Here is a 22,652-nt window from a genome sequence, read left to right as displayed (position 1 = left end):
CAGTTGATCTTCGCAGCGAAGCCGGCGCGAGGCTCGCCCTGATCTCCAGGCGACTGGGAGCCTGACAGTGCTAGGCTCAGGGAGCTGAGACCGCCAACTCAGCACCGCTCCCGCAACGGGAACGGCCTGCTCCGCAACGGAGCTTGGCTACTTGCTACCAGCAAGTAGTGGCCCTGAGTAGACAGGTGCCCAACGGCGCAATGCCGTCAGGGAACCACCACTCTGTAGGTCTCCCGTAGACCTCAACGACATGCACCGCAACGGTGCAGCGCGCAGCAAGGGCCCTGCGCACTGACAGGTCACCTGTCGTCGTTGAGGCTGCTGATGCATCCTCCTCACGGCACGTGGCACAACACCGTTGCTGAGGAGCGTTCGTCGTGTGGTCCGTCCTGGGTGAACTCGCCCTATCTGCACCGTGGTTGCTCGCGCTGTTGTTTGGCGTGCTGGCCCTGATCGTGCTCGTTTCGCTGCCTCTGAGTCTGCGTGGCTCTGACGCCAGTGAGCGCCCCGAGATCATCAGAGCGCTTGCTGACTTCTGGAGGTTCTGGCGACGTTGACGTCAGCCCTGGTTATCGGCTCTCCATGTTCCAGGTGTTCTCAGTGAACGGGGCCCGCCCGTTCGTCGGTGCGGGACGCTGCCCGTCCTCCGGGACGCCGTGACGGTCGCGGTACAGCGCAGCGCCGGCCGCGACACCGGTCGCTGTGGCGACGTCGGGTCCCTGGTTACCACCGGAGCGGTGCGTGGGAGCGGTGTTGGCGGCGCCCAGCTCCGCGGCGAGCGTCGCGGCGTCCGCTTCGAGCTCGTCGGAAGTGGTGCCCTGGATCCGGGCGGACTGGTCAGGTGTCAGGCCGGCTGCGACTCCGGCGCGGAGTCGGGCGAGTTCGTTGAGAGCGGCGTCGCGCTCTTCCTCGGGGGTCATGGTTCCTCCAGGTCAGTAAGAGAGTTCAGGGGTGCGCTCGGCACCGGTCAGCGCCGGCGCGGGCGCTTCGGGGATCGGCGTCACGCGGGGGCTGTAGTTGGCGGGTCGGCCAGCGTCGGTGTAGGAGATCGGCTCCGTCGACGCTTCGACGTCTGCCGCCAGGTCATCGAAGGACGCCGGCACGTAACCCGCCCCGGACTGCGCGAGCCACGCCAGGTACTCGATGCTGTAGGCGCGCGTTCGCATCACGTCCAGGATGTGAGCCGGGACGTCGTCGAGACGTACGCCCCGCACCTCTCCGTGGCCCTGCGCCGCCCACACGCGCATGCGCGCCTGTTCGTCCGGGCCGCTCACCGAACGGAGTACGTCGGCCTGCGCCGCGCGCACGTTGCGGAACTCGCTCAGGAGCGACGTAAGACGCTTCCAGGCGTCGAGGGCATCCGCGCCTGCGTCAATGGCCTCGTCGGCTGTCCTGACGTCGCCCAGCGCCGAACTGGCGTCCTTCGCAGCGCCCAGGATCTCCGTCAGACGGCTCCCCAGGTGCTCCAGGACGTCAGGCGCCGTGATGTCGCGCACGTCCTCCGCGGCGTACTTCAGCATGTCCTCCGCGCGCCGGAGCGCGATCGCCTCCGCCTGCCACACCACGGCGTCGGCATGCGCCTTGCTCGCCTTCCGGGCAAAGTCCCTCGGCCACTCGCCCGTGGCCGTGAACGCCGTGATGGCCTCGTCCTGGACGCGCGTCAGGGCCGCTTCGGGAGTGTCGCCGCGCGGGAAGTCGCGGCGCAGCTTGACGGCCGCCTCGTAGCGCTCCTGCGCTGTGGCGACGCTGGGCACCGTCGCCCACGCTGCCGTGAGTTCGGGATTCGTGCTCGCACGCATAGTCAGTCCTCTGTCTCTAGAAATGCCGATGGCCCCGGTCCACGTGGGACAAGGGCCTGTCTGAAGTAAGCCGCACGCGTCGCGTATCGCTCTCGCATACGTCTGCGTTGGGGCTCAGGATTGGACGCGTACGCCTCGCGGCGCCTCGCGTTGTAGCAAGTCAGGCAGTGCGGTCGGGTACCGCCTCGTCCCGCGGCGTCGAACGGCCAGTGCTCCAGCGTCACGGGGAAGTCTTCCCCGCATGACAGGCACGACCGTTCGACGGGGCTAGGTACGTCAAGAGCGCGCATCGTCTCTCCGTCCGTGATCTTCGCTCTATGGCTCGAATTTTGGGCATAGGGACGGGCTCCCACCCGCGGAATGACGGCGCGGAGCTGCAAGGCCCAGAGGAAAAGCCAGCGCTCAACGTGCCCCCCGAAGGGACGCGGATGGGAGCCCGTTGCGTGACGTCGGAAAGGTGACGACGTCACGCAGTCGCGGGGACCTTCAACGGCGGAGTTTCTGGGGGCCGGAGGCACCGCGAGGTAGAGGGGAGAGGGAAGGGGCGGCCCCCTCCCCTTCCCTATGTAACCCGTGACATCAGGTCAGGCAGCGTCGTCACCACGCTGCCGGCGCTTGCGATCACGAGCCCTGTCGCGCTCCCAAGACGCCGTGCACTCGCCTCCGCACAACTTCCTCCAACGGCGGGTCTGGCTCGCGGGCCGACGCTGCTCGAACGCCGTGCCGCATTGCGCGCACGGGCCGCGCCAGGTTTTGAAGTCCCCGACGACGGCCACTTGCCCGCCGTCGACGACCCACGTCGCGCCCTCCGTCGCGCCGGACTGACGGGCCGCGAATGCTGCCGCTATCGCCGGATCCACAGTCACCGTCACTTCGGTCTGTACCGGAGGGACGATGTCGACGGCCCGTCCCGACGGACGACGTCGCTGCGGACGATCAGGGTCGTCATCGTCATACATGCCGTCGTGCCAGTCCTCGAACTGCCGCTCCCCGAACTCCTCGTCGGGGATGTCGTCGAGCGGGTCGTGTCCGCTCAGTCCCCGCCACGGTGCCCGCCCGCGGGAGACGTAGGCGTCGTGGTCTGTCTCCAGCTCCAGCCCCAGATAGCGGAGCTCCTCCGCCTCGTCCGTCAGTCGGGTGCGCCGGCGGATGGGTGCGCCGTGGTCGTCGTACATGCCTTACCCCTTTGATGTCGGAGCCGCGCAAGCGCGCGACCTCAAGGGAGTTATGGGGCGCCAGGCTGAAAATGCTGGAGTGACCTGCGCCACACCTTTAGCCTCGGAGCGCTCCCGTCCCCACCATCGTTATGGGGGAATTCCCGGCAGTTGTTACGAGGGCACGAATGCAATTCTGACTACGCTGCGTAACATCGAGACCGACGGGCAATCTACCAGCAGATACGCCCCGAGTGGGCGCAGGAGCGTCCAGGAGGGGTCGATGGGCCCTTTTTCCCCTGCGGGCCCCTGCGGGGCGACGAGAGGGGCACTCAGGGGCTCCCTGGGGCGCCGTCCGCCCCGCCTCCTCCGTCGCCCTCCGTCAGAGGGGCTCTCGACGTCCTCCGGAGCCAGTTTGGACAGTCTGGCCAAACTACTGACCTTGAATGCGTGATGTCGTCATGGTGGCTGGCGCCGGAGGCCGGTGCCGGTGAGGCAGCCGTCGAGGACGTCGTGGCGGTACTGGAGCTGGCGTAGGCCGCGTCGGACGGCAGTGATCAGGTCGTCGGGGTTGGCGAAGGCGCGGTTGGCTGTGGTCGTGCGTCGCAGGACGGACCAGATGCCCTCGACCGGGTTGAGGTCGGGTGCGTAGGGCGGGAGTTGGAAGACCGTGAGCCAGTCGCGGTCGGCGATGTAGCGGCGCATGCCGGCGGTGAGGTGGGTGTTGAGGTTGTCCCAGACCAGCACGATCGGGCCGCCAAGCTGCTGGTGGGCGGTCTGGATCAGGTCGCGGTAGTCCTTCCAGGAGAAGCTTTTGCGCCCATCGGGCCGGGCGTCTGGGCAGGGCCGGTAGATCAGCCGCGAGGGTTCGCCGGTCTTGTAGCAGGCCACGGCGGCCACCGATAAGCGGCGGCGGGAGCGGCCCCGGACGCGGACCACAGGGGTGTGGCCGCGGTGGGACCAGGTGCGGATGATCGGCGGCGTCATCGAGAATCCGGCTTCGTCCTCGAAGACGAGCCAGGCGTCGAGCGCCGCCACGGTCCTTCCACCTGGGGCCAGGTCTCCTTCACCCAGCCGGCCACCACGTTCTCGTCCCGCTCGATCGCCCGCCGGGCGGGAACCTGGCAGCTCCAACCGTGCCGCTTGAGCAGGGCGGCGACCCCTTGCACGGTGTAGCTCTTGTGGAAGCGGCGCCCGATCAGCGTCCTGATCCGCGACAGGGTCCAGGTCTGGTCCGGCCACCCGTGTGCCACCGGCCCCTTGGCCAGCTCACGCTCCAGCACGGCGAACAGTTCGTCATTGAGAAGCGGCAGCGATGCCGGGCCCCTGGAGGCCAGGGCCCGGGGCCCGTTCTGCGACCAGGCTCTGCGCCACCGCTGTACCGACCGGACGCTGACCCGCAGGTCGTGAGCGATGACCGGGTTCTCGTCGCCCTGCCTGAACCGCTCGGCCGCCTCCATCCTCAACTTCTCGCGGAAGGCCCGCCGTTCGTCGGTCAGTCCGCCCCCTTGCGCATACCTCATGCGGTCGGCATACCGCAGGGATCAAGAGGCGTCAGCCGCTACGACACCACCCTTTGAAGGTCAGTAACTGCCATTTTCACTTCCTTCTAACACGCGTTAAGGAGAGTTGAGAAATAGGCTCTAGTTTGTCCACCTTGGCAAAGGAGCAGGTCAGGGCGTCGCGGAGGAGGGTCGAATTCGACCGACGACCAAGGGAGCGAACGGTACCAAACGCCTATAAGCCTTGAAAGGTACGGAGCGATTGACTCCGCTTCCCGCCGGAGGGTGCCGGCGAGCCTTCAGGACGCGCGGAGGCCCCCTCCAGCCGCGAGGCTATCGGGGGCCATCCGTCACACATAGTTACTTCGCTGCGGCTTCGTCCTCCCGCATCTTCCGGCGGAGGTAGTCAGCGTTCCATCCGACGTCGCGCGGGTCCTCGTCGAGCGCCCCGCGGATGGTGGTTCGGGCCCACGCCGCACGGTCGACGATCCGTCGGTCGTCGACGTCACCGTCAGGCGGCGTCAGTGCCTCGCACACGGCCTCCAGGAGTTCCCGGAGGGCTTTCACTTCGGCGTTCACGCGGCGACCTTCAGGGCGCCGTGCCTACCGTCACGACGGAGCCTGTCGAGGCAACCGGCGTGCAGGGGAACGAACGTGTCGCCGCTCTCGACGATCGCCAAATCGTCCATGTCATTCCACTCGCCGCACCATGCGCAGCCGGACTCCTCCCGGCACTCCGCGCAGAACACCTCTCCGGCCTCGTCGACGTAGGGGCGCGTGTGGCGGGAGACGAGCCCGCAGGGGCACTCCGTCACCTCGTCGGCCGTGAGCGGCTCCTGAACGTCCATGTGCGCCGCGAGTGCCTCCGCGAGGACGACGAGCGTCGACACGTCCCGCAGGGCAGTGACGTCACCCGTCAGGTAGACCGACGCGTAGTCGGTCGCGGTGTGGTCTGCGTGAGTGGCGTAGGTCGCCGGCCGACCGAGTTCGTACGCGACGTTGTAGGCCAGGGCGCGGAGAGCCTTGACGTCAGCGGAGGTAGCGATGGGGCCGATGCACAGAACGCCGGACGTCGGGGCGGGCTCCTCGTCGACGCATGCCGGGTGGGCGTAGAGATCGACGAGACCAGAGGGGGCCGGACCGACGGGGATCATGGGCCGCTCGTCTACCTGCCCGCACACGGCGCAGGTGACGCCGTCGAGCTGGAGCTGAGTGAGCTTGGAAACGTCGAAGCGTGCCATGATGAAGCCTCCAGTGATGGAACGACGGGCCCGTGCATCCGCCAAGATCTCGCGGGCCCTTCGTCTTGCTTGCGTCGGGGTGTGGCTACACCTTAGACACGGGTGTAGCCACACCGCAACCCTTGGTGTGGCTACACCTCTGCTACGGTCTCCCCATGCCCAACCAACCGAAGACACCTGTCAGCCGCTTCCGCATCGACGCGGAGTTGTGGCAAGCGTTCGGGGACGCGGTGCCGGACAACACAGACCGCTCAGAAGTCCTCCGCCGCTACGTGGCCTACTACTGCCGTCGGCCAGGCTCGAAGCTCCCTGAGCGACCCCCTGCGGGACCGTGGAGTGAGCCACCCACGGCATAGCGAGAGCCCCGTCAAGCGACGCTGACGCTGTTGGTAAATCCGCCCCGCTGGATCTCATCCGGCGGGGCGGAGTGCTGCGAAGGGTGAGACGCGGGTGCGGGCGAGGGGTCTGCCGGTGAGCCAGGCATCGATGCGGGCGAGGTTGATGGCGGCGCCGGTGAAGTGGTGTTGCAGTCGGGTCTTTGCGAGACCGCGGTAGCGGGATCTGCGCAGGCCGAAGGCTTGGACGCCTTGGGAGATGCTGCCCTCGACGCCGGCGCGGTGTCCGTAGCGGCGGCGCCAGTGGTCGGTGTCCTGCTCGGTGCGGGCCTGCTGAAGAATCTCGTGCTCGGCTTTCGGCCGCAGGGTCAGGTTGCGGCCGGTTCCGGCGTTGGTGCAGGACGTTCGCAGTTCGCAGGGGCCGCAGTGCCGTTCGGCGAAGCGGACGCGGGTGACCGGGGTGCCTCGGTGGCTGCGGGTGTCTCGCCACGAAACGCTGATGTGGCCACCAGGACAGACGGCGTGGCGCTGGTCCCAGTCGATGGTGAAGCGGGTGCTGTCGAAGAAGCCGCCGGTCACCTGGTGCCGGTTGGTGTTCTTCCCCACCGGTCCGACGAGGTCGATGCTGTGATCGCGGCGGGCGTGGTGGATCTGCTCGGCATCCACGTATCCGGCGTCCACCAGGTGTTCGTCCGGCACCAGTCCGCGTTCAGCCAGGGCGGTGTGGATGTCCTCCAGCACCGCGCCGTCGGTCACTGGTGCCGGGGTGGTGTGGATGTGGGTGATCAGGTGCGGGGCGTCGGGCTCGCAGGTCTCGCTGAGATGAACCTTGTATCCGGACCAGCCCAGATCCCGCTTCGCCCCGGTCCTGGCCTCGGGCTCGTGCGGGGTGCGTAAGCGGATCAGACCGGGCGGGGTGTTCTTCGGCTCCCGCCAGCGCACGGCCCCCTCGGCCTGGTGGAACTGCTGCACCCAGGTCTGACGCAGGAACTCCACCGCGGGCAGATGCCGCAGGCCGGGCGGTGCCGACGCCGACCAGGCGGCTTGGAGCAGCACCATGCCGTCGGCCCCGCACTGGTCGCCGTGCTCGACGCGGGCGGCCCACCGGGAGGGGAAACGGCTGTCCTCCGGCCGGGCCGAGTACCGGTCGAACCACTCCGGCGCCGCCACGGTCACCAGCCAGTCCCCGGCCGCCTCGGCGATCTGGTTCAGTGCCGTGCGCAGCGTCTCGACCACGAACTCCAGCCGGCTCAGGTCCCTGGTCACGGCCAGTACATGAGTGGCGTCCGTGCGCTGCCGCTTGCCCGCCGTGACCAGCCCCGCTTCCCCGGCGGCGGTCAGTACCGCGTCGAACACCGCCCGGCCCGCATCCGACTCGGCTAGCCGGGCCCGGAACTCACTGAGCACGGAGAAGTCGAACCCCGTGTCGGCCAGCTCCAGCGACAGGGCGTACTTCCAGTCCAGACGCGAGCGCACCGCGTGCGCGGCCTGCCGGTCGGTCAGCCCCTCCGCGAACTGCAACACCGACACCAGCGCCAGCCGGGCCGGTGACACCGCCGGACGCCCTCGCACCGGGAACAGCTCCTCGAAATCGACGTCGGCGAAGACCGGCCCGAGCGCATCCCGTACCCGCATCACCAGACAGCCCTTCGGGAACACCGCACGCGCCAACCGCACGGTCTCCTCAGGGATCTCCGCCAACTCCACCCCACGCAACGACACGAACCCACCCCAGAAACACGACGACGGCCTGCACAACCCCAACGGGGTCACACAGGCCGTCGTCACGCAAACCCCGGATTTACCAACAGCGTCAAGCGACGCTGACGGGGCTCTCCGGCATCACAGAGGCACTTCAGAGGCTCTCTTGGTAGACCACGTCTTCAAGCGCGTCCAAGTCCGGGGCCGGCCGGTAGATCTCGAAGGACAGCCGCTCTTCGACGGGCCGGCGCCATCCCGTCGGAGGACCCACGATGACGCGGATGTTCATGGACAACATGATCTGACGACGTTCCTCGTCGTTCTCGGCCTCTAGAAACCCATCACCCCATGTCGTGTCTAGCTCCACGACCTGAACTTTCGGGGGCTCGACAGGGATGATCTGGAGCTGCTCAATGCGGTCTGAGATACCGAGCATCTGCCTCGTGACGACGTCAGCGGCGGCGCCGCGCAGCTCTCCCAATCGCTTGCCCAGCTCTTCGAGGTTCTCCTCCAACTCCGCAATCTCCGGACGGTGGTCGACGCCTGGCGTACGCACTGCCTGAGTCCGACGCATGAACCCGAAGCGACGCACGAACTCCGCGTGAACCCATGCGACGGTGGTCGCCCTGGTGACTGTGGGTTTTGGTATGCCCCTACCGTGCCGCGCACTGTTGCACCGGAACACAGCAGCCCGGGTGCCGTCGTGTTCAGTGCGGTAGGCCGTGTGCATGTTGCTCTCGCAGCTATGACAGACGAGTACGCCGAGCAACTCGTGAGCGTCGCGCCGGCGTGGCGCCTGAAGCGCCTCTACCGCCCGGTTCGCCAGGGCAGCTTGCAGCTCGCGCCACGTCTCGTCACTGACCAGCGCCACGCCCTGAAGGACAGGGCTCCCGTCAGCGTTGCGTACCGTCGAGCCGTCCCGGGTGACGAGATGCCCGCGGTTTAGCGCCGACATGAGCATTGACCGAACTGTTGTCGGCATCCATACGCTTCCCGGATCCTCGTCGCGCCCGGCAAGCCTTGCCCTGTGGTTGGTTGGAGTGATAGCGCCCGACGTGTTCAGCCAATCCGTGATTTCGTTGAACGACGTCCCAGCGATTACACGAGCGATAGCCGACCTCCGAATGTCGGCCGTCTCCGCGTGCTCTCCTAGCCACCATCCCTCGTTACCGTCGGGGAAGACTTTGCGCTCAGGCTTGAAGCCGTATGGCACCGGTCCCCCTGCCCAGCGCCCCAGCGATTGCAGTCGCGCGGCAGCACCTTGGTTCCGCTCGACGATTGTTTGTCCTTCGAGCTGCGCCGCGAACGCAAGAATGAGCATGATCAGTTCCGACATGGCGGACCCGAAGTCAAGCTCTAGCATGTCGCCCCCGGGACCGGACGCGAACACCAGCCTTTTCCCGTGCTGCTTAGCGAACCGGCCCAGGTTCGCCATGTCGGCCATGGACCGAACGGCGCGGTCCATACGCTGCCAGATGAGAACGTCCCACTCATCCGGTCGTTCTAGCCAGTAGAGGAGTTCGTCTCGCTCCCATGGGGACGTCTTCAGCGCTGAGACGTCAATATCTTTCGCCCATCCGACGAGGACACCCCCGACTCGGTGGGCGGCGAGAGTGATCATCTCCTCTTGCACCTCGGGGGACGTGGTCGAGTCGTGGTACCGGCTGAGCCGGATGGCACCCACGACCCGAGGCGCATGGCGGGGCAACAGCTCCGCGCGCCTGGTCAGTTGCGTCATGGATGCAATGTTACTCCGAACACCTCGCGCTCGCGGGCATCAACGCGCACATCGGCCACGACCTGGCGCTCGCCGTCGTGGACACCTGTCGTACGCTCGGCTGCGAACCTGCCGAGCTGGAGGACGAGTTCGATCGCGTGGGTGATCTCCTCGTCTCGCTGGAGGAACGCATCCGCGAGGATCTGATGCCGGGCCCCGACCTCCTGCAGGTCGCCGACCCGCTCACCCATCTGCTCGGCGCCTGGAGCCTGGAGCGGGCCCGGGACGCGACCTGGGCGGCGGCCCGCGCGCTGTGGGCGCTGCGCCGGCTGCCCGATCTGGCCGGGGAGTTCACCGACCGCCTGGACGCGGCGGTCGGCTTCGCGGGACGCATGCTCCTCACACCCCTGCCGGACTGACGCGCGCCGGCTCAGTCCTCGGGGAGTTCCACGGGGGCGATGTCGTCGTAGACGTCGCCGGGGCCGGGGTTGGTGCGGTCGGTCTCCCCGCCGAAGTGGTGCATGACGCCCCAGACCGCGTTCAGCGCGGTCTGGATCGCGCCCTCGGCCCAGCCGGCCGTCCAGGAGATGTCGTCGCCGGCGAGGAAGATACCCCGCTTGTCCTCGGGCAGCCGGTCCTGCATGAAGTGGGTGAACAGGCGCCGCTGGTAGCGGTAGTGGCCGGGCAGGTTGGCCTTGAAGGCGCCCATGAAGTAGGGCTCGTTCTCCCAGGAGACCGTCACCGGGTTGCCGATGACGTGCTTGCGGATGTCGACGTTCGGATAGATCTCACCGAGCGACTTGAGCATGACCTCCATCCGCTCGTTCGCGGACAGCGGGAGCCACTTGAGGCTGTCGTCGCACCAGGTGTAGGAGAGGCAGATGACGGCGGGCCGGTCCGGACCGTCGTCCAGGAGGTAGGTGCCGCGCGTCATCCGGTCGGTGAGCGTCATCGACATGACGTCCCGGCCGGTGGGGTTTCCGTTGCCGTCGACGGCCTTGTCCAGCCAGAACGGCCGGTCCACCGGCACGAAGAGCTTGGAGCTCTCCATGTAGTGGGTGCGCTCGATCGCCGTCCAGTGGTCGATCGGGAAGAGCGAGTCGTCGCAGGCGATCTTCGACAGCAGCATCCAGGACTGGGCGGTGAAGACGGCCGCGCCGTAGGTGCGGATGTCGCCGTTCGCGTCCGTCACCGTGATGCGGTTGCCGGCGGTACGGTGCAGCCGGGTCACGGCCGGACGGGGCTCGCCGCCCTCGTGCAGACTCGCCAGCGAGGTGCCGTACGCCCAGTGGACGATCTTCTCCGGCTCGCGCTCCCAGAGCCTGAGCGGCAGTTGCTGGGAGCCGCCGACGATGCCGCGGTGGTGGTCGTCGGCCTCGGTGTAGACGACGCGGAGGATCTCCAGGATGGAGTTCGGGAAGTCCGTGTCCCAACCGCCGGTGCCGAAGCCGACCTGGCCGAAGATCTCGCGGTGGCGGAAGGACTTGAACGCCTCGGAGTCGCAGAGGAAACCGTAGAAGGTCTGGTTGTCGAGCTTCTCGACCAGCTTCGCCCAGATCTCCCGGATGCGCGGCACGTCCCGCTCGCGCAGGGCGCGGTTCATGTCGGTGAAGTCGGCGCCCTCCTCCAGGCACCGGTTCCAGGCGGCCGCCACGTCCCGGTACACCTGCGGCAGGTCCTCGACCGTCTCGGCGTAGTGCGACTCGCCCTTGAGGTCGACGACTGTGGACGGCGTGATCTCGGCAAGGGGGTTGGGGAACGGCCTGGTCTCCAGACCCACCAGGTCGATGTAGTGCTGCAGCGCCGTGGAGGACGGCGGGAAGCGCATCGCGCCCATCTCGGCGGTGAGAGAGGGGTCGCAGCCGTCGAAGCCGACGGTCCGCAGCCGGCCGCCGATCTGGTCGGCCTCGTAGACGACGGGCTTGAGGCCCATCTTCATCAGCTCGTAGGCGGCCACGATCCCGGACAGACCGCCGCCGATGACCGCGACCTCGGCGCCGTGCTCGGTCGCCGGTATCTGGCCGAGGCCCGCCGGGTTGGCGAGGAAGTCGTCGTAGGCGTACGGGAAGTCCGGACCGAACATGGTGATCGGCGGCTGCTGCTCGTCGGCGTGCTGGACGGCGGTGGGCACCGTGGACGTCATGGGGTACGGACTCCTTGCGCGGACGAGGACAGGGGGGAAGCGGGGGGCGGGCGGGCGGAGCGAGGAGGGCGAGGCCGGGGTCAGATCAGGGACCCGTAGAGGCCGGGGCGGCGGTCCTTCAGGTACGGGTTCACCTCGCGGGAGGCGGCGAGCAGGACCGGGTCGACATCGGCGAGGAGGAGTTCCTCGGCGCGTCCGGCGCGGGTGCGGGCGACCCCGTCGGGACCGGCCAGCGTGGAGAGGCCGACGAACTCGAACTCCCCTTCCCGACCGACCCGGTTGACGTACGCGACGTACATCTGGTTCTCGAAGGCGCGCACCAGAACGACGGACTCCGCGACGAACTGGAACGGGTGCATCTGCGCGGTCGGCACCACCAGGAGGTCGGTACCGGCGAGGGCGTGGGCACGGACGTTCTCCGGGAACTCCACGTCGTAGCAGATCATCAGACCGACCCGGAGGCCGTTCAGCTCGGCCTGCACGACCGGCGTCCCGCCCGGGGTGAAGTGGTCGTGTTCGAAGCAGCCGAAGAGGTGGGTCTTGCGGTAGTTCGCGAGGCGCGTGCCGTCGGCGGAGATCAGCTGCGCGGAGTTGAAGACGCTCTCGCCGGCCCGCTCGGGGTAGCCGTAGGCGACCGCGAGCCCGTGCCGCGCGGCGAGCTCGGCGACCGCGTCCGCCCAGTCGCCGTCGGCGGGCTCGGCGAGGCGGGCGATGTCGTCACCGATCGCGTACCCGGTCAGGAACATCTCCGGCGCGGCCAGCAGCCCGGCGCCCGCGGCGGCGGCCCGGCCCGCGGCCTCGTCGAGAACCTTGAGGTTCGCGGCGACGGAGCCGGGGCGGCCGGAGCTCTGGAGCAGGGCGGTGCGCATGCGTGTTCCTCACCGGTACGAAAGGGTTCGGGGGGTCACCTAGACGGTACGGTCGGCGCGCTCGCCCGGACAAGAAGAAGCCGTTGCGCGCCCGTGCGCGGATCGTTGCGTGAGCCGGGGGAAGGACGGCGATTCGTTGCGCGGCCGTTCGCGACTCGTCGGGTGACGTCGGGGCCGGTGCCGTGGGAGGCGGCCGTCGCCTGTTGAGAAGCGGCGTCCGGTACGGCGTAGCAGGCCCCCGTCCGAGCCGGGCGGAGGCCGGTCCGAGGCGCAGGGCAGGACCCGGACGTCGCGAGGGAGCGGGCCTCGCCGGTCGCGGCGCTAGATCCGGCGCAGGAGTTCGACGATCTCGCGCAGGAACTCCGGGTCGACCGCGGGCCCGCCCGGTGACGTGGGGCGCGGCTCGTCGATCCGCACGAGGCCGGCCTCGGCCAGGTCGCCGAGCAGCACGCGTACGACCGTCAGGGGCAGGTCGGCGTCCGCGGCGAGCTCGACCACCGGGCGGGGGCCACGGTGCACCAGGTCGAGCAGGGCCGCCCGGGCGTGGTCCACACCGGGCGGCCCCGCTTCCGTCCGCACGGCGGTGACCTGGGACATCAGGTCGACGGTGTGCCCGGCGACGGGCCGGGTCCGGCCCCGCGTCACCGTGTAGGGGCGCACCATCGGCCCGGTCTCGTCCTCGTACCAGTGGTCGTCGGTCACGGTCGGTTCATGGACCGTCCGGGCCGGCGGTCGACCGGACGGTGGCGTCCAGGTGCCGGCCGAGCCTGCGGACCAGCAGCGCCATCTCGTGGGCCAGCTGGCCCACGTCGGTCCGGGCCTCGCTGAGCACGGCCAGCCGGCTCCCCGCGCCCGCCGGCGTGATGAAGAGGTAGGCGTCGTCGAGCATGACCATCGTCTGCCGCACCTGACCTGCGTCGAACCGCTCTCCGGCGGAGCGGGCGAGGCCGTGGAAGCCGGAGCAGACGGCGGCGAGGTGCTCGATGTCCCGGGCCGGCATGCCGTCCGAGGCGCTCAGGGGAAGGCCGTCCCCGGTCAGCAGCACGACCTGGCGAACGTGCTCGGTCCTGGCCACGAGGTCGTCGAGCAACCAGCCGAGGTCCGTGCCGGGTTGCTGGGGGGCGGGGGCGGGGGCGGAAGCAACCGCCGGTTCCGGTGCCGGGGCTGGGGCCGGGGCTGGGGCTGGGGCTGGGGCTGGTGCCTCGGTGTTCAGGTCGTCACTGGGCATCGTCGGCGTCCGTCCCGTCCTCGGTGTCGGTCTGCTGTGCGGGTGCGGTGCCGGAGGGGGCGTCCGGGTGTGCGGGCAGGCCCCTGCGGCCGCGCTCGATACCCCGCTGGAAGGCGCCGAAGACGGCGCGCACCTCCTCGGGGGTCAGGTCGCGCTCGGGCGGCTCGTCGGCGGACGGACCCTCGGTTCGACGGACGGCGGCGAGCGAGGACTGGCGGACGCGGGTGGGCAGGGCCGGGGTCCGGACGCGGGCGGTGCCCTGCTCCCGGCCGGTCGCTCCGGTGTCGTCGTGCGCCTCGCCGCGGGTCGGCAGCGCCCGAAGCGGCAGGGTCGTCGGGGTGACGGCCGTCGCCGCGGCCTTCCGCACGGGCATCTGCTGCGCGGACTCGGGCGCGGGGCCGCTCGCGGACGCGGGGCCGCTCGCAGGCGCGGGGCCGCTCGCGGGCGCAGGGCCGCTCGCGGACGCGGCCTCGCCCGACATCGCCGGCGCGGACACCGCCGTAGCGGACACCGCTTTCGTCGGCGCCTGCGCCGATGTCGCCGTCACCGACCCGGCGGACCCGGCGACGCCCGCAGGCGCGGCCTCGGCCGATACCGCCATCCCGGGCACCGCAGTCGCCGCAACCGCCGTCTCCGGGTCGGCGGGCGCGGCAACGCTCGCGGGCTTTGCCGGCGTCGTCCCCTCGCCTCGGCCCGGGTCGCCGTCCGGCTCCGCCAGCACCCCGGTCGGGAGCAGCACCACCGCTGTGGTCCCGCCGTACGGCGAGCGGCACAGGGTGACTCCGATGCCGTGGCGCGCGGCGAGCCGGCCCACCACGTACAGCCCGAGCCGGTCGTGCCGGGTGGGGTCGAAGTCGTCCGGCCCGGTGAGGGTGCGGTGGGCCTCCTCGGCGCGGTCGGCGTCCAGGCCCAGGCCCCGGTCGTCGATCTCCAGCACGAAGCCCCCGCCGGCCCGGCCGGTGCGCAGGGTCACCCGGGTGTGGGGCGGAGAGAACGCGGTGGCGTTCTCGAGGAGTTCGGCGATCAGGTGGACGACGTCCGCCACGGCGTCCGCGGCGACCCCCACCCGCTCCATCGGCGGGACCTCGACGCGCGCGTAGTCCTCGATCTCGCCCACCGCCGAGGAGACCACGTCGACGATCGGCACCGGGCGCCGCCATCTGCGGCCGGGCGCCGCGCCGGACAGAATGATCAGACTCTCCGCGTGCCGACGCATACGGGTGGTGAGGTGGTCGACGTGGAACAGCTGCCGCAGCAGGTCCGGATCGTCCGTCCGCCGCTCCAGCCGGTCCACGAGCTTCAACTGGCGGTGCACGAGGGCCTGGTTGCGGCGGGCGATGTTGAGAAGGACCGCGAACAGTCCGCGCCGCAGGGTGGCCTGCTTGACGGCGGCCTCGACGGCCGCGAGGCGGGCGGTGTTGAACGACCGGCCGACGTCCCCGATCTCGTCGGAGCCCGCCTCGCCGTCGGCGAGGGGCGGGGCCTCGGCCACCGCGTCCACCTCCTCGCCCCCGCTCAGCCGGCGCATCACGTCGGGCAGTTGCCGGGTGGCCAGCAGATCGGCCGCGTCGCGCAGCGTCTCCAGCCGGCGCGAGATGCGGCGGGCGCCGCGCACCGCGAACCACAGCGACGCGCCCACCGCCGCCAGCCCGAGCGCTCCCGCGACGACGGCCTTGGCCAGCTCCCGGTAGGCGAACTCCCGTCCGCGCTCGGCGGAGTTCTTCGCCGAGTGCGTGCACAGCAGCATGTAGCGCTTCACCGCCCGGTCGGTGGTGTTCCGCCAGGACCCGGCCGCGACCGCCTCGCCCGCCCCGTCGGCTCCGGCCCGCAACAGGGCTTCCTCGCCACTCTCCAACTCCCGGTGCAGGGAGCCGTGCTGGAACTCCGTGAAGAGCGCCCGGGAGTCCGAGGGCAGGTCGGGCACATACGTACGCTCGAAGACCCGGCGGTCCTCGATCGTGGCGGTGAGCGTGTCGTACTGGCGGTCGGTCAGGGTGCCCGCGGCCCGTGCCCCGGCGACCAGCGCGTCCTCGCGCGAGACGAACTCCCGCACCCGTACCAGTTCGACGACGACCTGGGCCTCCCGGGCCAGCTGACCGGCCTGCAGGGCGGTGAGCGCGGACGGGACGTCGAAGCCCGGCTCCACGAGGGCGCTGTACTCGTCCACCGCACGGTCCCAGGAGACGTCCCGGGCCAGCACCCGTCCGCGCAGGCCCTCCAGGGCGTCCACGCTGTCGAGCATGGCGTCGAGGGCCTGCCGCTGCCGGACGGAGAGCCGCTCACGGTCCCTGTCCCGGCTCGCGGCGCGCAGGGCGTCGACGGAGCGGTCGGTGCGGCGCTGCTGTTCCAGCAACTCCGCGGCGGCGGCCGTACCGTGGTCGGCGCCGACGCCCAGGTACGTGGCCGCGAGCCGTCGTTCGATCTGGATCTGCCCGACCGCCGTGTCGACGGGGGTGCCGAAGTCCTCGTACACGGCCTGGAGCCTTACGAGGGCGCGCAGTTCGCCGGTGACGGACACCATGGCGAAGCTCCACAGCGCCATCAGGGCGATCGCCGGAGCGAGCGCGAGGGCCACGATCCGCGCGCGAACCGTGGTGGGACGGCCGATGGGCCAGCGCATGCTCTCCCCAGGGCGACAGGACGTTCGGACGGCGGGACGATCGCGACAGGACGTGCGGGCGGCAGCACGGAACCCCGGTTACTCACCGGTGTTACCCGCTGGTAGCGAATGCCGCACAACCTACGGGACGTCAGTCCGTGACCGCAATGGCCGCCTTGCCGCGAGCAGCAGCGCCGTCGCCAGGTAGGGCACCGCGAGCACCGCGAAGGTGGTGCCGTGCCCGGCCCGCGTGCCGATCACCCCGTACACGCCGTACACGAGCACCGTGGTCAGCTCGGTCCCCAGGCCCGCCACGGAGGTCAGCGTCGCCCGGCCGGTGGCGTCGATCCGCCGCTGGAGGCGGACGTCGGCCAGCACCTCCGCCAGCTGGAAGCCGCCGAACGCGAGCGCCACGAGGCCGATGCCCGCGGGTGTCCCCGCCAGGGCGCCCGTGGCCAGGGCGAGCGCGGCGGCCGCGAGCACGCCCGCGAGCCCGGCCCGGCCGAGCCGCTCGGCAGGGCCGGCCAACAGGCTCCCGGCCGTGGCACCGGCCCAGATCAGCAGGAGCAGGTACGGAACCGTCCCGTCCGCCACCCCGGTCTCCCGGACCAGCAGCGGGGTGTACTCGTCGAGCGCGCCCCACACCGCCGCCACGGCCGGGACGAGCAGCAGGGCCCCGCGCACGGACCGGTCGTGCCGGGCCTCGGCGAGTCCGGCTCGCAGGGTCGTCAGCCAGTGATCGCTTTCGGCGGCCTTCCCCCGGTGTTCGGGGAACCGGGTCGCGACCGCCGCGGTCAGCAGACAGGCCAGCACACTCGCGGCTCCCACGGCGGGATAGCCGCCCCACCCGAACACGGGTCCGGCAAGTCCCGTCGCCGCCATCACGGCGACCAGCCCCGCTGCCCTGGCCCGGCCCATGGCACCCGCGTAGCGGTCGGCCGCGCCGAGCCGGTCCAGCTCGTCGTAGACAAGGGCCTCGAGCGCTCCGGAGCCGAGCGCTCCCCTTGCCCCCCACAGAACGAAGCCGAGGGCGAAGGACCAGTACGAGGGGACGAGCACCCACAGCGCGAAGCCGGCCGCGGTGAGCAGCGGGCCCAGCCACAGCAGCAGCCGACGGGAGACGGCGTCGGCCCAGACGCCGGAGGGAATTTCGAGCAGCACGCCGGTGACGGACCACAGGGCGAAGAGGGAGGAGATCTGCCAAAGGGACAGACCGGTGTCGCTGAAGAGCAGCGCGTACACCGGGTAGAGCAGGACGAAGTCGTCGAGGAACGCGTAGCCGTACAGCGTGGCCGTGAGCCGCCGGACGTCGGCGACGGGCACACGCACAGGTGAGAGTGTCATGGGGCCTTCCCGCAGGGACGGATCGGATGCCGGGGATACGGCGTCCGAGGCGGTCCTCGGGAGGCACGGCTGGTGGATCAATGTCGCCAGGTCATGCCACCGATGCTAGGCGCGACGGGACCCGTCAGGCCATCGAATATGCGGTCCGATCCGAGACCGCGGCCGCACCGGGCACCCCTCGGCCCACGGCCTCACCCGGCACCCCCGGAGCGACGGCCCGGACCCACGCCCCCGGAGCGACGGCCCAGCCGAGCGCCCCGGACCCTCGCCCGCGGAGCGACGCTCAGCCGAGCGCGCCGGACCCACGGTCCGAGCCCAAGTGCCCCGGACCCTCGCCTTCGCAGAGCGGCGCCAGGCGACCCCAACCGTCGGCCCAAGCCGCACAGCGCAGGCCCTACAGCGCGACCGCGCGGCGCAAGCCGTACAGCGCGAACCGCGGCGCGAACCGCCCGGCGCAAGCCGTACAGCCCGGCCGCGTCCACCATCAGGTCGGCGACCCCGACGAGAAGCGGCGCAGCAGGGGTGACAGCACCAGTACGGACTTCGTCCGTTCGACGAACGGCTCCCCCGCGATCCGTTCCAGGACCCGCTCGAAGTGCCGCATGTCGGAGGCGAAGACCTGGACGACCGCGTCCGCGTCACCGGTGACGGTGGACGCGGCCACGACCTCCTGGTAGGGCTCCAGGCCCCGCCGGATGGTGTCCGGCGAGGTGTTGTGCCGGCAGTAGATCTCGACGAACCCCTCGGTCTCCCAGCCGAGGGCCGACGGGTCCACCCGTACGGTGAAGCCGGTGATCGCCCCGGTGGCGCGCAGCCGGTCCACGCGCCGCTTCACGGCGGGCGCGGAGAGGCCGACGATCTGCCCGATGTCCGCGAAGGAGCGGCGGGCGTCCTCGGCGAGGGCGTGCACGATGCGTTCGTCGAGTTGGTTCAGCACTGCGGGTGGTTCACTTCTCCGGAGTCGCGAGTCGGGAACGGCGATGGCCGTATCCGAAGTAGAACACGAGCCCGACGGCCATCCAGATTCCGAAGACCACCCAGGTGACGGCGGACAGGCTGCCCATCATCCACACGCAGAAACCGAGACCCAGGGCGGGCAGGACCGGCGAGAGGGGCACGCGGAAGGTGCGGGGCATCTCGGGGCGGGTCCGGCGCAGCACCACGACGGCGATGTTGACCAGTCCGAAGGCGAAGAGCGTGCCGATGCTGGTGGCGTCGGCGAGCTGGCCGAGCGGGATGGCGGCGGCGAGGACACCGCAGAACAGCGAGACGATCACGGTGTTGGCGCGGGGTGTGCCGGTCCTCGGGTGGACCTTCGCGAAGACCTTGGGGACGAGGCCGTCCCGGGACATGGCGAAGAGGATGCGGGTCTGGCCGTACAACACGGTCAGGACGACGCTGGCGATGGCGATGACGGCGCAGGCGGCCAGCAGGGTGCCCCAGAAGGTCTGCCCGGTCACGTCGCGCATGATCTGGGCGAGCGCGGCCTCGGAGTCGTTGAACCGCTGCCAGGGCTTGGCGCCGACGGCCACGGCCGCGACGAGGACGTACAGCGCGGTGACGATGACGAGCGACAGCATGATGGCGCGGGGCAGGTCCCGCTGCGCGTTCTTGGCCTCCTCGCCGGCCGTGGAGGCGGCGTCGAAGCCGATGTAGGAGAAGAAGAGGGTCGCTCCGGCCGCGCTGACCCCGGCCATGCCGAGCGGCATGAAGTGCTCGTAGTTGCCGGAGCGGAAGCCCTGGATGCCGATCGCGCAGAACAGCACGAGCGCGGCGATCTTCACCGCGACCATGATCGTGTTGGCGCGGGCGGACTCGCGGGCGCCGCCGAGCAGGAACGCCATGGCGAGGAGGACGACGATCAGCGCGGGCAGGTTGAAGATGCCGCCGTCGCCGGGCGGGGCGGACAGCGCGTCGGGGATGGTGACGCCGAGGGTCCCGTCGAGCAGTTCGTTGAGGTACTCGCCCCAGCCGACCGCCACGGCGGCGACCGAGACGCCGTACTCCAGGACCAGGCACCAGCCGCAGATCCAGGCGATCAGTTCGCCCATCGTCGCGTACGCGTACGAGTACGAGGAGCCGGCGACCGGAATGGTGCCGGCCAGCTCGGCGTAGGAGAGGGCCGAGAAGAGGGCCGTCAGGCCGGCGATCACGAAGGAGAGGGTGACGGCCGGACCGGCCTTGGGAACGGCCTCGCCGAGGACCACGAAGATGCCGGTGCCGAGGGTGGCACCGATGCTGATCATGGTGAGCTGCCACAGCCCGAGGGAGCGGCGCAGACTGCCGCCCTCGCCCTGGCCGCCCTCGGCGACCAGGCGTTCCACCGGCTTGCGGCGCATGAGGCGCGCACCGAGGCCCGGGGACGCCGGGGCTTTCCGGGTGCTGTTGTGCGGGGGTGCGCCTTGGTCGAGCACGCGCTGACTCCTTTGTCGCTGCCTCTCGGGGCGGCGGAGACCGGCGGCGTCCCTGCGAACGGGAACCCACCGAGCGGGGTCCCCGCCGCACCAGTACAGCGCCTGACCCTATGAGCTGGGGCATCACGGTCGTAATGCGGCAACCTTGCGCGTCTCCGCAAGATCCTTGCGTTCGTGCGGGACGGGCGGGCATTCGTTGCGCGAGGGCTTTCGACCGTTGCGCAGGGGGCCGCCGGGCACGCGGGCGGCCCCTGTGCTCGTGGCACAGGGGCCGTCCGGCCTGCGTGCGGCTCAGATCCAGCTGGCGTGCAGCGCCTTGCCCTCCGCGTAGCCGGCCGCGCTCTGGATACCGACGACGGCCTTGTCCGCGAACTCCTCCAGGGAGCCCGCGCCGGCGTAGGTGCAGGAGGAGCGGACACCCGCGATGATCGAGTCGATGAGGTCCTCGACGCCGGGGCGGGCCGGGTCGAGGAACATCCGGGAGGTGGAGATGCCCTCCTCGAACAGCGCCTTGCGGGCGCGGTCGTAGGCCGACTCGTCCGACGTGCGGTTGCGCACGGCACGCGCGGACGCCATGCCGAACGACTCCTTGTAGAGACGGCCGTTGGCGTCCTGCTGGAGGTCGCCGGGCGACTCGTAGGTGCCCGCGAACCACGAGCCGACCATCACGTTGGACGCCCCGGCCGCGAGCGCCATCGCCACGTCACGCGGGTGCCGGACACCACCGTCGGCCCACACGTGCTTGCCGTACTTCTTCGCCTCGGCGGCACACTCCAGGACGGCGGAGAACTGCGGCCGGCCCACGCCGGTCATCATGCGCGTGGTGCACATGGCGCCGGGGCCGACACCGACCTTGACGATGTCCGCTCCGGCCTCGATCAGATCCCGCACGCCCTCGGCGGCGACGATGTTGCCGGCGGCGATCGGCACGTGCGGGTCGAGCGCGCGCACGACCTTGATCGCGCTGATCATCGACTCCTGGTGCCCGTGCGCCGTGTCGATGACGAGTGTGTCCACGCCCGCGTCGAGCAGCTGCTTGGCCTTGCCCGCGACGTCGCCGTTGATGCCGACGGCGGCGGCGATGCGCAGCCTGCCCCGGGCGTCGACGGCCGGCGTGTACAGCGTGGCGCGCAGGGCGCCCTTGCGGGTCAGGATGCCGGCCAGGCGGCCGTCCGCGTCCACGGCGGGGGCGTAGCGGCGGTTGGCCCCGTCGAGCCGGTTGAAGGCCTCGCGCGGGTCGATGTCGGCGTCGAGCAGCAGCAGGTCACGGGACATGACCTCGGCAAGCTGGGTGAAGCGGTCGACGCCGGTCAGGTCCTGGTCGGTGACGACACCGACGGGCCGGTGCTCCTCGTCGACGACCACCCCGGCGTTGTGCGCGCGCTTGGGCAGCAGGGCCAGCGCGTCGGCGACGGTCTGGTGCGGGGCCAGCACGATCGGGGTGTCCAGGACGTGGTGGCGGCTCTTCACCCAGGAGACGACCTCGGTGACGACCTCGATCGGAATGTCCTGCGGGATGACCACGAGGCCGCCGCGCCGGGCCACGGTCTCGGCCATCCGGCGGCCGGCGATGGCGGTCATGTTGGCGACGACCAGCGGGATCGTGGTGCCCGTGCCGTCCGGGGAGCCGAGGTCCACGCCCTGCCGCGAGCCGACCGCGCTACGGCTCGGGACCATGAACACGTCGTCGTACGTCAGGTCGTACGGGGGCTGGATGTCATTGAGGAAACGCACGTGCCGCACATCCCAGTCGATCAGAGGTGACCCCCGGACAGGTCAGCCAGGGGGAAGAGCACGTGCTTCATTGTCCCACGGCGACCGCACAGCGATGCCCGGTAGCATCATCCAGGCAGGTCAGAGGGCCCTTGGGAGGAACCTCCAAGGGCGAGGGCGACCGAGAGCCCCGGCGTCCGGTCCGCCGCTTCGCCGAACACCTGCTGGGCGGTCTCCCACTCGTCCGGGCGGGCGTGGGCGTAGGGCCGCCAGTTCCGTACGACGATCAGCAGCCCGTCCTCGACGGCGCCCTCGGGCCACACGCCGTGGTCGCCGAGGCTGTCGGCCAGCGCGTCCCAGTTGCGGCCGAACCAGTCGGGCAGCGCCAGGGCGCGGGCGCAGCGGTCCATCAGACCCGCCTTGTCCGTGACCCCGTCGAGGTCGAGCGGCACCACGCGTGGCGTCATCTCAGCACCGCCCTGAACGAGTCGTAGTGATCGTCGGTGTAGTAGATCTCGCCGCCCCGGCCGGTGACGAGGCGCCGGGCGCCGCGGTCCGGTGAGCCCGGCGTCGTGACGGTGTACTCGTGGTAGTAACCACGCTCCCGCGAGGGCAGGAGCCGCTCGAAGTTCCCGAAGACGACGCCGTCCCGGTCGTAGGGGAACGGGCCGCCCTCATCGATGAGTTCGAGCGTCCGCCGGGCCTCGGCGGGGAGCCGGGACACCTCGACCGTGGCCAGGCCCCCGGCCCACGAGGGGGCGGCGGCCGAGCCGCTCGCGTCGGCCGGCGTACCGGTGCGGTCCGACGAGCAGCCCGTCAGCAGTACGGCGAGACAGACCAGCACACCGGCGAGCACTCGGGGGACGAACCGCGGCAGCATGCGTCGATGCTGT

At 70.5% G+C, this 22,652-nt stretch carries 21 protein-coding genes and 1 pseudogene; 2 read left to right on the top strand and 20 right to left on the bottom strand.

Annotated elements, in window-relative coordinates:
- Nucleotides 1–377 precede the first annotated feature (377 nt).
- Entirely contained in the window at nt 378–557 is a 180-nt protein-coding gene (locus OG985_RS37320) for a hypothetical protein (RefSeq protein WP_371672786.1), read from the top strand.
- A 12-nt stretch (nt 558–569) separates the two neighbouring features.
- Here the strand turns inward: OG985_RS37320 and OG985_RS37315 are convergent, their stop codons facing one another.
- The 9 genes from OG985_RS37315 to OG985_RS37275 form a co-directional block, all read right to left on the bottom strand.
- Nucleotides 570–920 (bottom strand): hypothetical protein, encoded by a 351-nt coding sequence (locus OG985_RS37315; RefSeq protein ID WP_371672785.1) that lies wholly within the window; start codon nt 918–920, stop codon nt 570–572.
- A gap of 12 nt (nt 921–932) precedes the next feature.
- The gene (locus tag OG985_RS37310) at nt 933–1,799 is read right to left on the bottom strand and encodes a hypothetical protein (protein ID WP_371672784.1); all 867 of its coding nucleotides are present in this window, start codon (nt 1,797–1,799) and stop codon (nt 933–935) included.
- A gap of 584 nt (nt 1,800–2,383) precedes the next feature.
- Nucleotides 2,384–2,974 (bottom strand): hypothetical protein, encoded by a 591-nt coding sequence (locus OG985_RS37305; protein ID WP_371672783.1) that lies wholly within the window; start codon nt 2,972–2,974, stop codon nt 2,384–2,386.
- 438 nt (nt 2,975–3,412) lie between these two features.
- On the bottom strand, nt 3,413–3,940 hold the full coding sequence (locus OG985_RS37300) for a transposase (protein WP_371674223.1): 528 nt from the start codon (nt 3,938–3,940) through the stop codon (nt 3,413–3,415).
- Nucleotides 3,937–4,476: a winged helix-turn-helix domain-containing protein gene (locus OG985_RS37295; protein WP_371666577.1), complete on the bottom strand. Its 540-nt coding sequence runs from the start codon at nt 4,474–4,476 to the stop codon at nt 3,937–3,939. The genes OG985_RS37300 and OG985_RS37295 overlap by 4 nt, the downstream gene beginning before the upstream one ends.
- 339 nt (nt 4,477–4,815) lie before the next feature.
- Nucleotides 4,816–5,034 carry a hypothetical protein gene (locus OG985_RS37290; protein ID WP_371672782.1) on the bottom strand — a complete coding sequence of 73 codons (219 nt, stop codon included), beginning with the start codon at nt 5,032–5,034 and terminating at the stop codon, nt 4,816–4,818.
- Complete coding sequence (locus tag OG985_RS37285) at nt 5,031–5,696, bottom strand: hypothetical protein (protein WP_371672781.1); 666 nt, start codon at nt 5,694–5,696, stop codon at nt 5,031–5,033. Before OG985_RS37285 ends, OG985_RS37290 begins: the two co-directional genes overlap by 4 nt.
- Before the next feature lie 410 nt (nt 5,697–6,106).
- Nucleotides 6,107–7,753, bottom strand: a complete 1,647-nt coding sequence (locus OG985_RS37280; protein ID WP_331718584.1) for an IS1182 family transposase — start codon at nt 7,751–7,753, stop codon at nt 6,107–6,109.
- 133 nt (nt 7,754–7,886) lie between these two features.
- Nucleotides 7,887–9,470, bottom strand: coding sequence for a recombinase family protein (locus tag OG985_RS37275; RefSeq protein WP_371672780.1), 1,584 nt, complete (start codon nt 9,468–9,470; stop codon nt 7,887–7,889).
- Nucleotides 9,471–9,496: 26 nt separating this feature from the next.
- On the opposite strand from OG985_RS37275, the pseudogene OG985_RS37270 reads away from it, so the two are divergent.
- Nucleotides 9,497–9,868, top strand: a pseudogene (locus OG985_RS37270) (DUF5995 family protein); the annotation flags it as partial.
- An 11-nt stretch (nt 9,869–9,879) separates the two neighbouring features.
- Here OG985_RS37270 and OG985_RS37265 read toward each other — a convergent pair.
- The 11 genes from OG985_RS37265 to OG985_RS37215 all read right to left on the bottom strand — a co-directional run bounded on the left by OG985_RS37265 (nt 9,880) and on the right by OG985_RS37215 (nt 22,639).
- Nucleotides 9,880–11,592 carry a flavin monoamine oxidase family protein gene (locus OG985_RS37265; RefSeq protein WP_371672779.1) on the bottom strand — a complete coding sequence of 571 codons (1,713 nt, stop codon included), beginning with the start codon at nt 11,590–11,592 and terminating at the stop codon, nt 9,880–9,882.
- A gap of 80 nt (nt 11,593–11,672) precedes the next feature.
- Nucleotides 11,673–12,461 carry a carbon-nitrogen hydrolase family protein gene (locus OG985_RS37260; protein WP_371672778.1) on the bottom strand — a complete coding sequence of 263 codons (789 nt, stop codon included), beginning with the start codon at nt 12,459–12,461 and terminating at the stop codon, nt 11,673–11,675.
- A 321-nt stretch (nt 12,462–12,782) separates the two neighbouring features.
- A complete protein-coding gene (locus OG985_RS37255; RefSeq protein WP_371672777.1) occupies nt 12,783–13,163 on the bottom strand; it encodes a DUF742 domain-containing protein in 381 nt (126 codons plus the stop codon).
- Nucleotides 13,164–13,170: 7 nt separating this feature from the next.
- Nucleotides 13,171–13,551, bottom strand: coding sequence for a roadblock/LC7 domain-containing protein (locus tag OG985_RS37250; RefSeq protein WP_371672776.1), 381 nt, complete (start codon nt 13,549–13,551; stop codon nt 13,171–13,173).
- Between the two features lie 127 nt (nt 13,552–13,678).
- Nucleotides 13,679–16,309, bottom strand: coding sequence for a nitrate- and nitrite sensing domain-containing protein (locus tag OG985_RS37245; RefSeq protein ID WP_371672775.1), 2,631 nt, complete (start codon nt 16,307–16,309; stop codon nt 13,679–13,681).
- A gap of 120 nt (nt 16,310–16,429) precedes the next feature.
- The gene (locus tag OG985_RS37240; protein ID WP_371672774.1) at nt 16,430–17,632 is read right to left on the bottom strand and encodes an MFS transporter; all 1,203 of its coding nucleotides are present in this window, start codon (nt 17,630–17,632) and stop codon (nt 16,430–16,432) included.
- Between the two features lie 484 nt (nt 17,633–18,116).
- Nucleotides 18,117–18,569: an Lrp/AsnC family transcriptional regulator gene (locus OG985_RS37235; protein ID WP_371672773.1), complete on the bottom strand. Its 453-nt coding sequence runs from the start codon at nt 18,567–18,569 to the stop codon at nt 18,117–18,119.
- A 10-nt stretch (nt 18,570–18,579) separates the two neighbouring features.
- Nucleotides 18,580–20,046 carry an amino acid permease gene (locus OG985_RS37230; RefSeq protein WP_371672772.1) on the bottom strand — a complete coding sequence of 489 codons (1,467 nt, stop codon included), beginning with the start codon at nt 20,044–20,046 and terminating at the stop codon, nt 18,580–18,582.
- 291 nt (nt 20,047–20,337) lie between these two features.
- Entirely contained in the window at nt 20,338–21,780 is a 1,443-nt protein-coding gene (locus tag OG985_RS37225; protein WP_371672771.1) for a GuaB1 family IMP dehydrogenase-related protein, read from the bottom strand.
- A gap of 107 nt (nt 21,781–21,887) precedes the next feature.
- A complete protein-coding gene (locus OG985_RS37220) occupies nt 21,888–22,226 on the bottom strand; it encodes a barstar family protein (RefSeq protein WP_371672770.1) in 339 nt (112 codons plus the stop codon).
- The gene (locus OG985_RS37215; RefSeq protein ID WP_371672769.1) at nt 22,223–22,639 is read right to left on the bottom strand and encodes a ribonuclease domain-containing protein; all 417 of its coding nucleotides are present in this window, start codon (nt 22,637–22,639) and stop codon (nt 22,223–22,225) included. Before OG985_RS37215 ends, OG985_RS37220 begins: the two co-directional genes overlap by 4 nt.
- Nucleotides 22,640–22,652: the final 13 nt, after the last annotated feature.

The organism is Streptomyces sp. NBC_00289, from assembly GCF_041435115.1.
Classification (GTDB): domain Bacteria; phylum Actinomycetota; class Actinomycetes; order Streptomycetales; family Streptomycetaceae; genus Streptomyces.
Note: the sequence above shows the minus strand (reverse complement) of the source record. Positions and strands in the feature narration are given on the sequence as shown.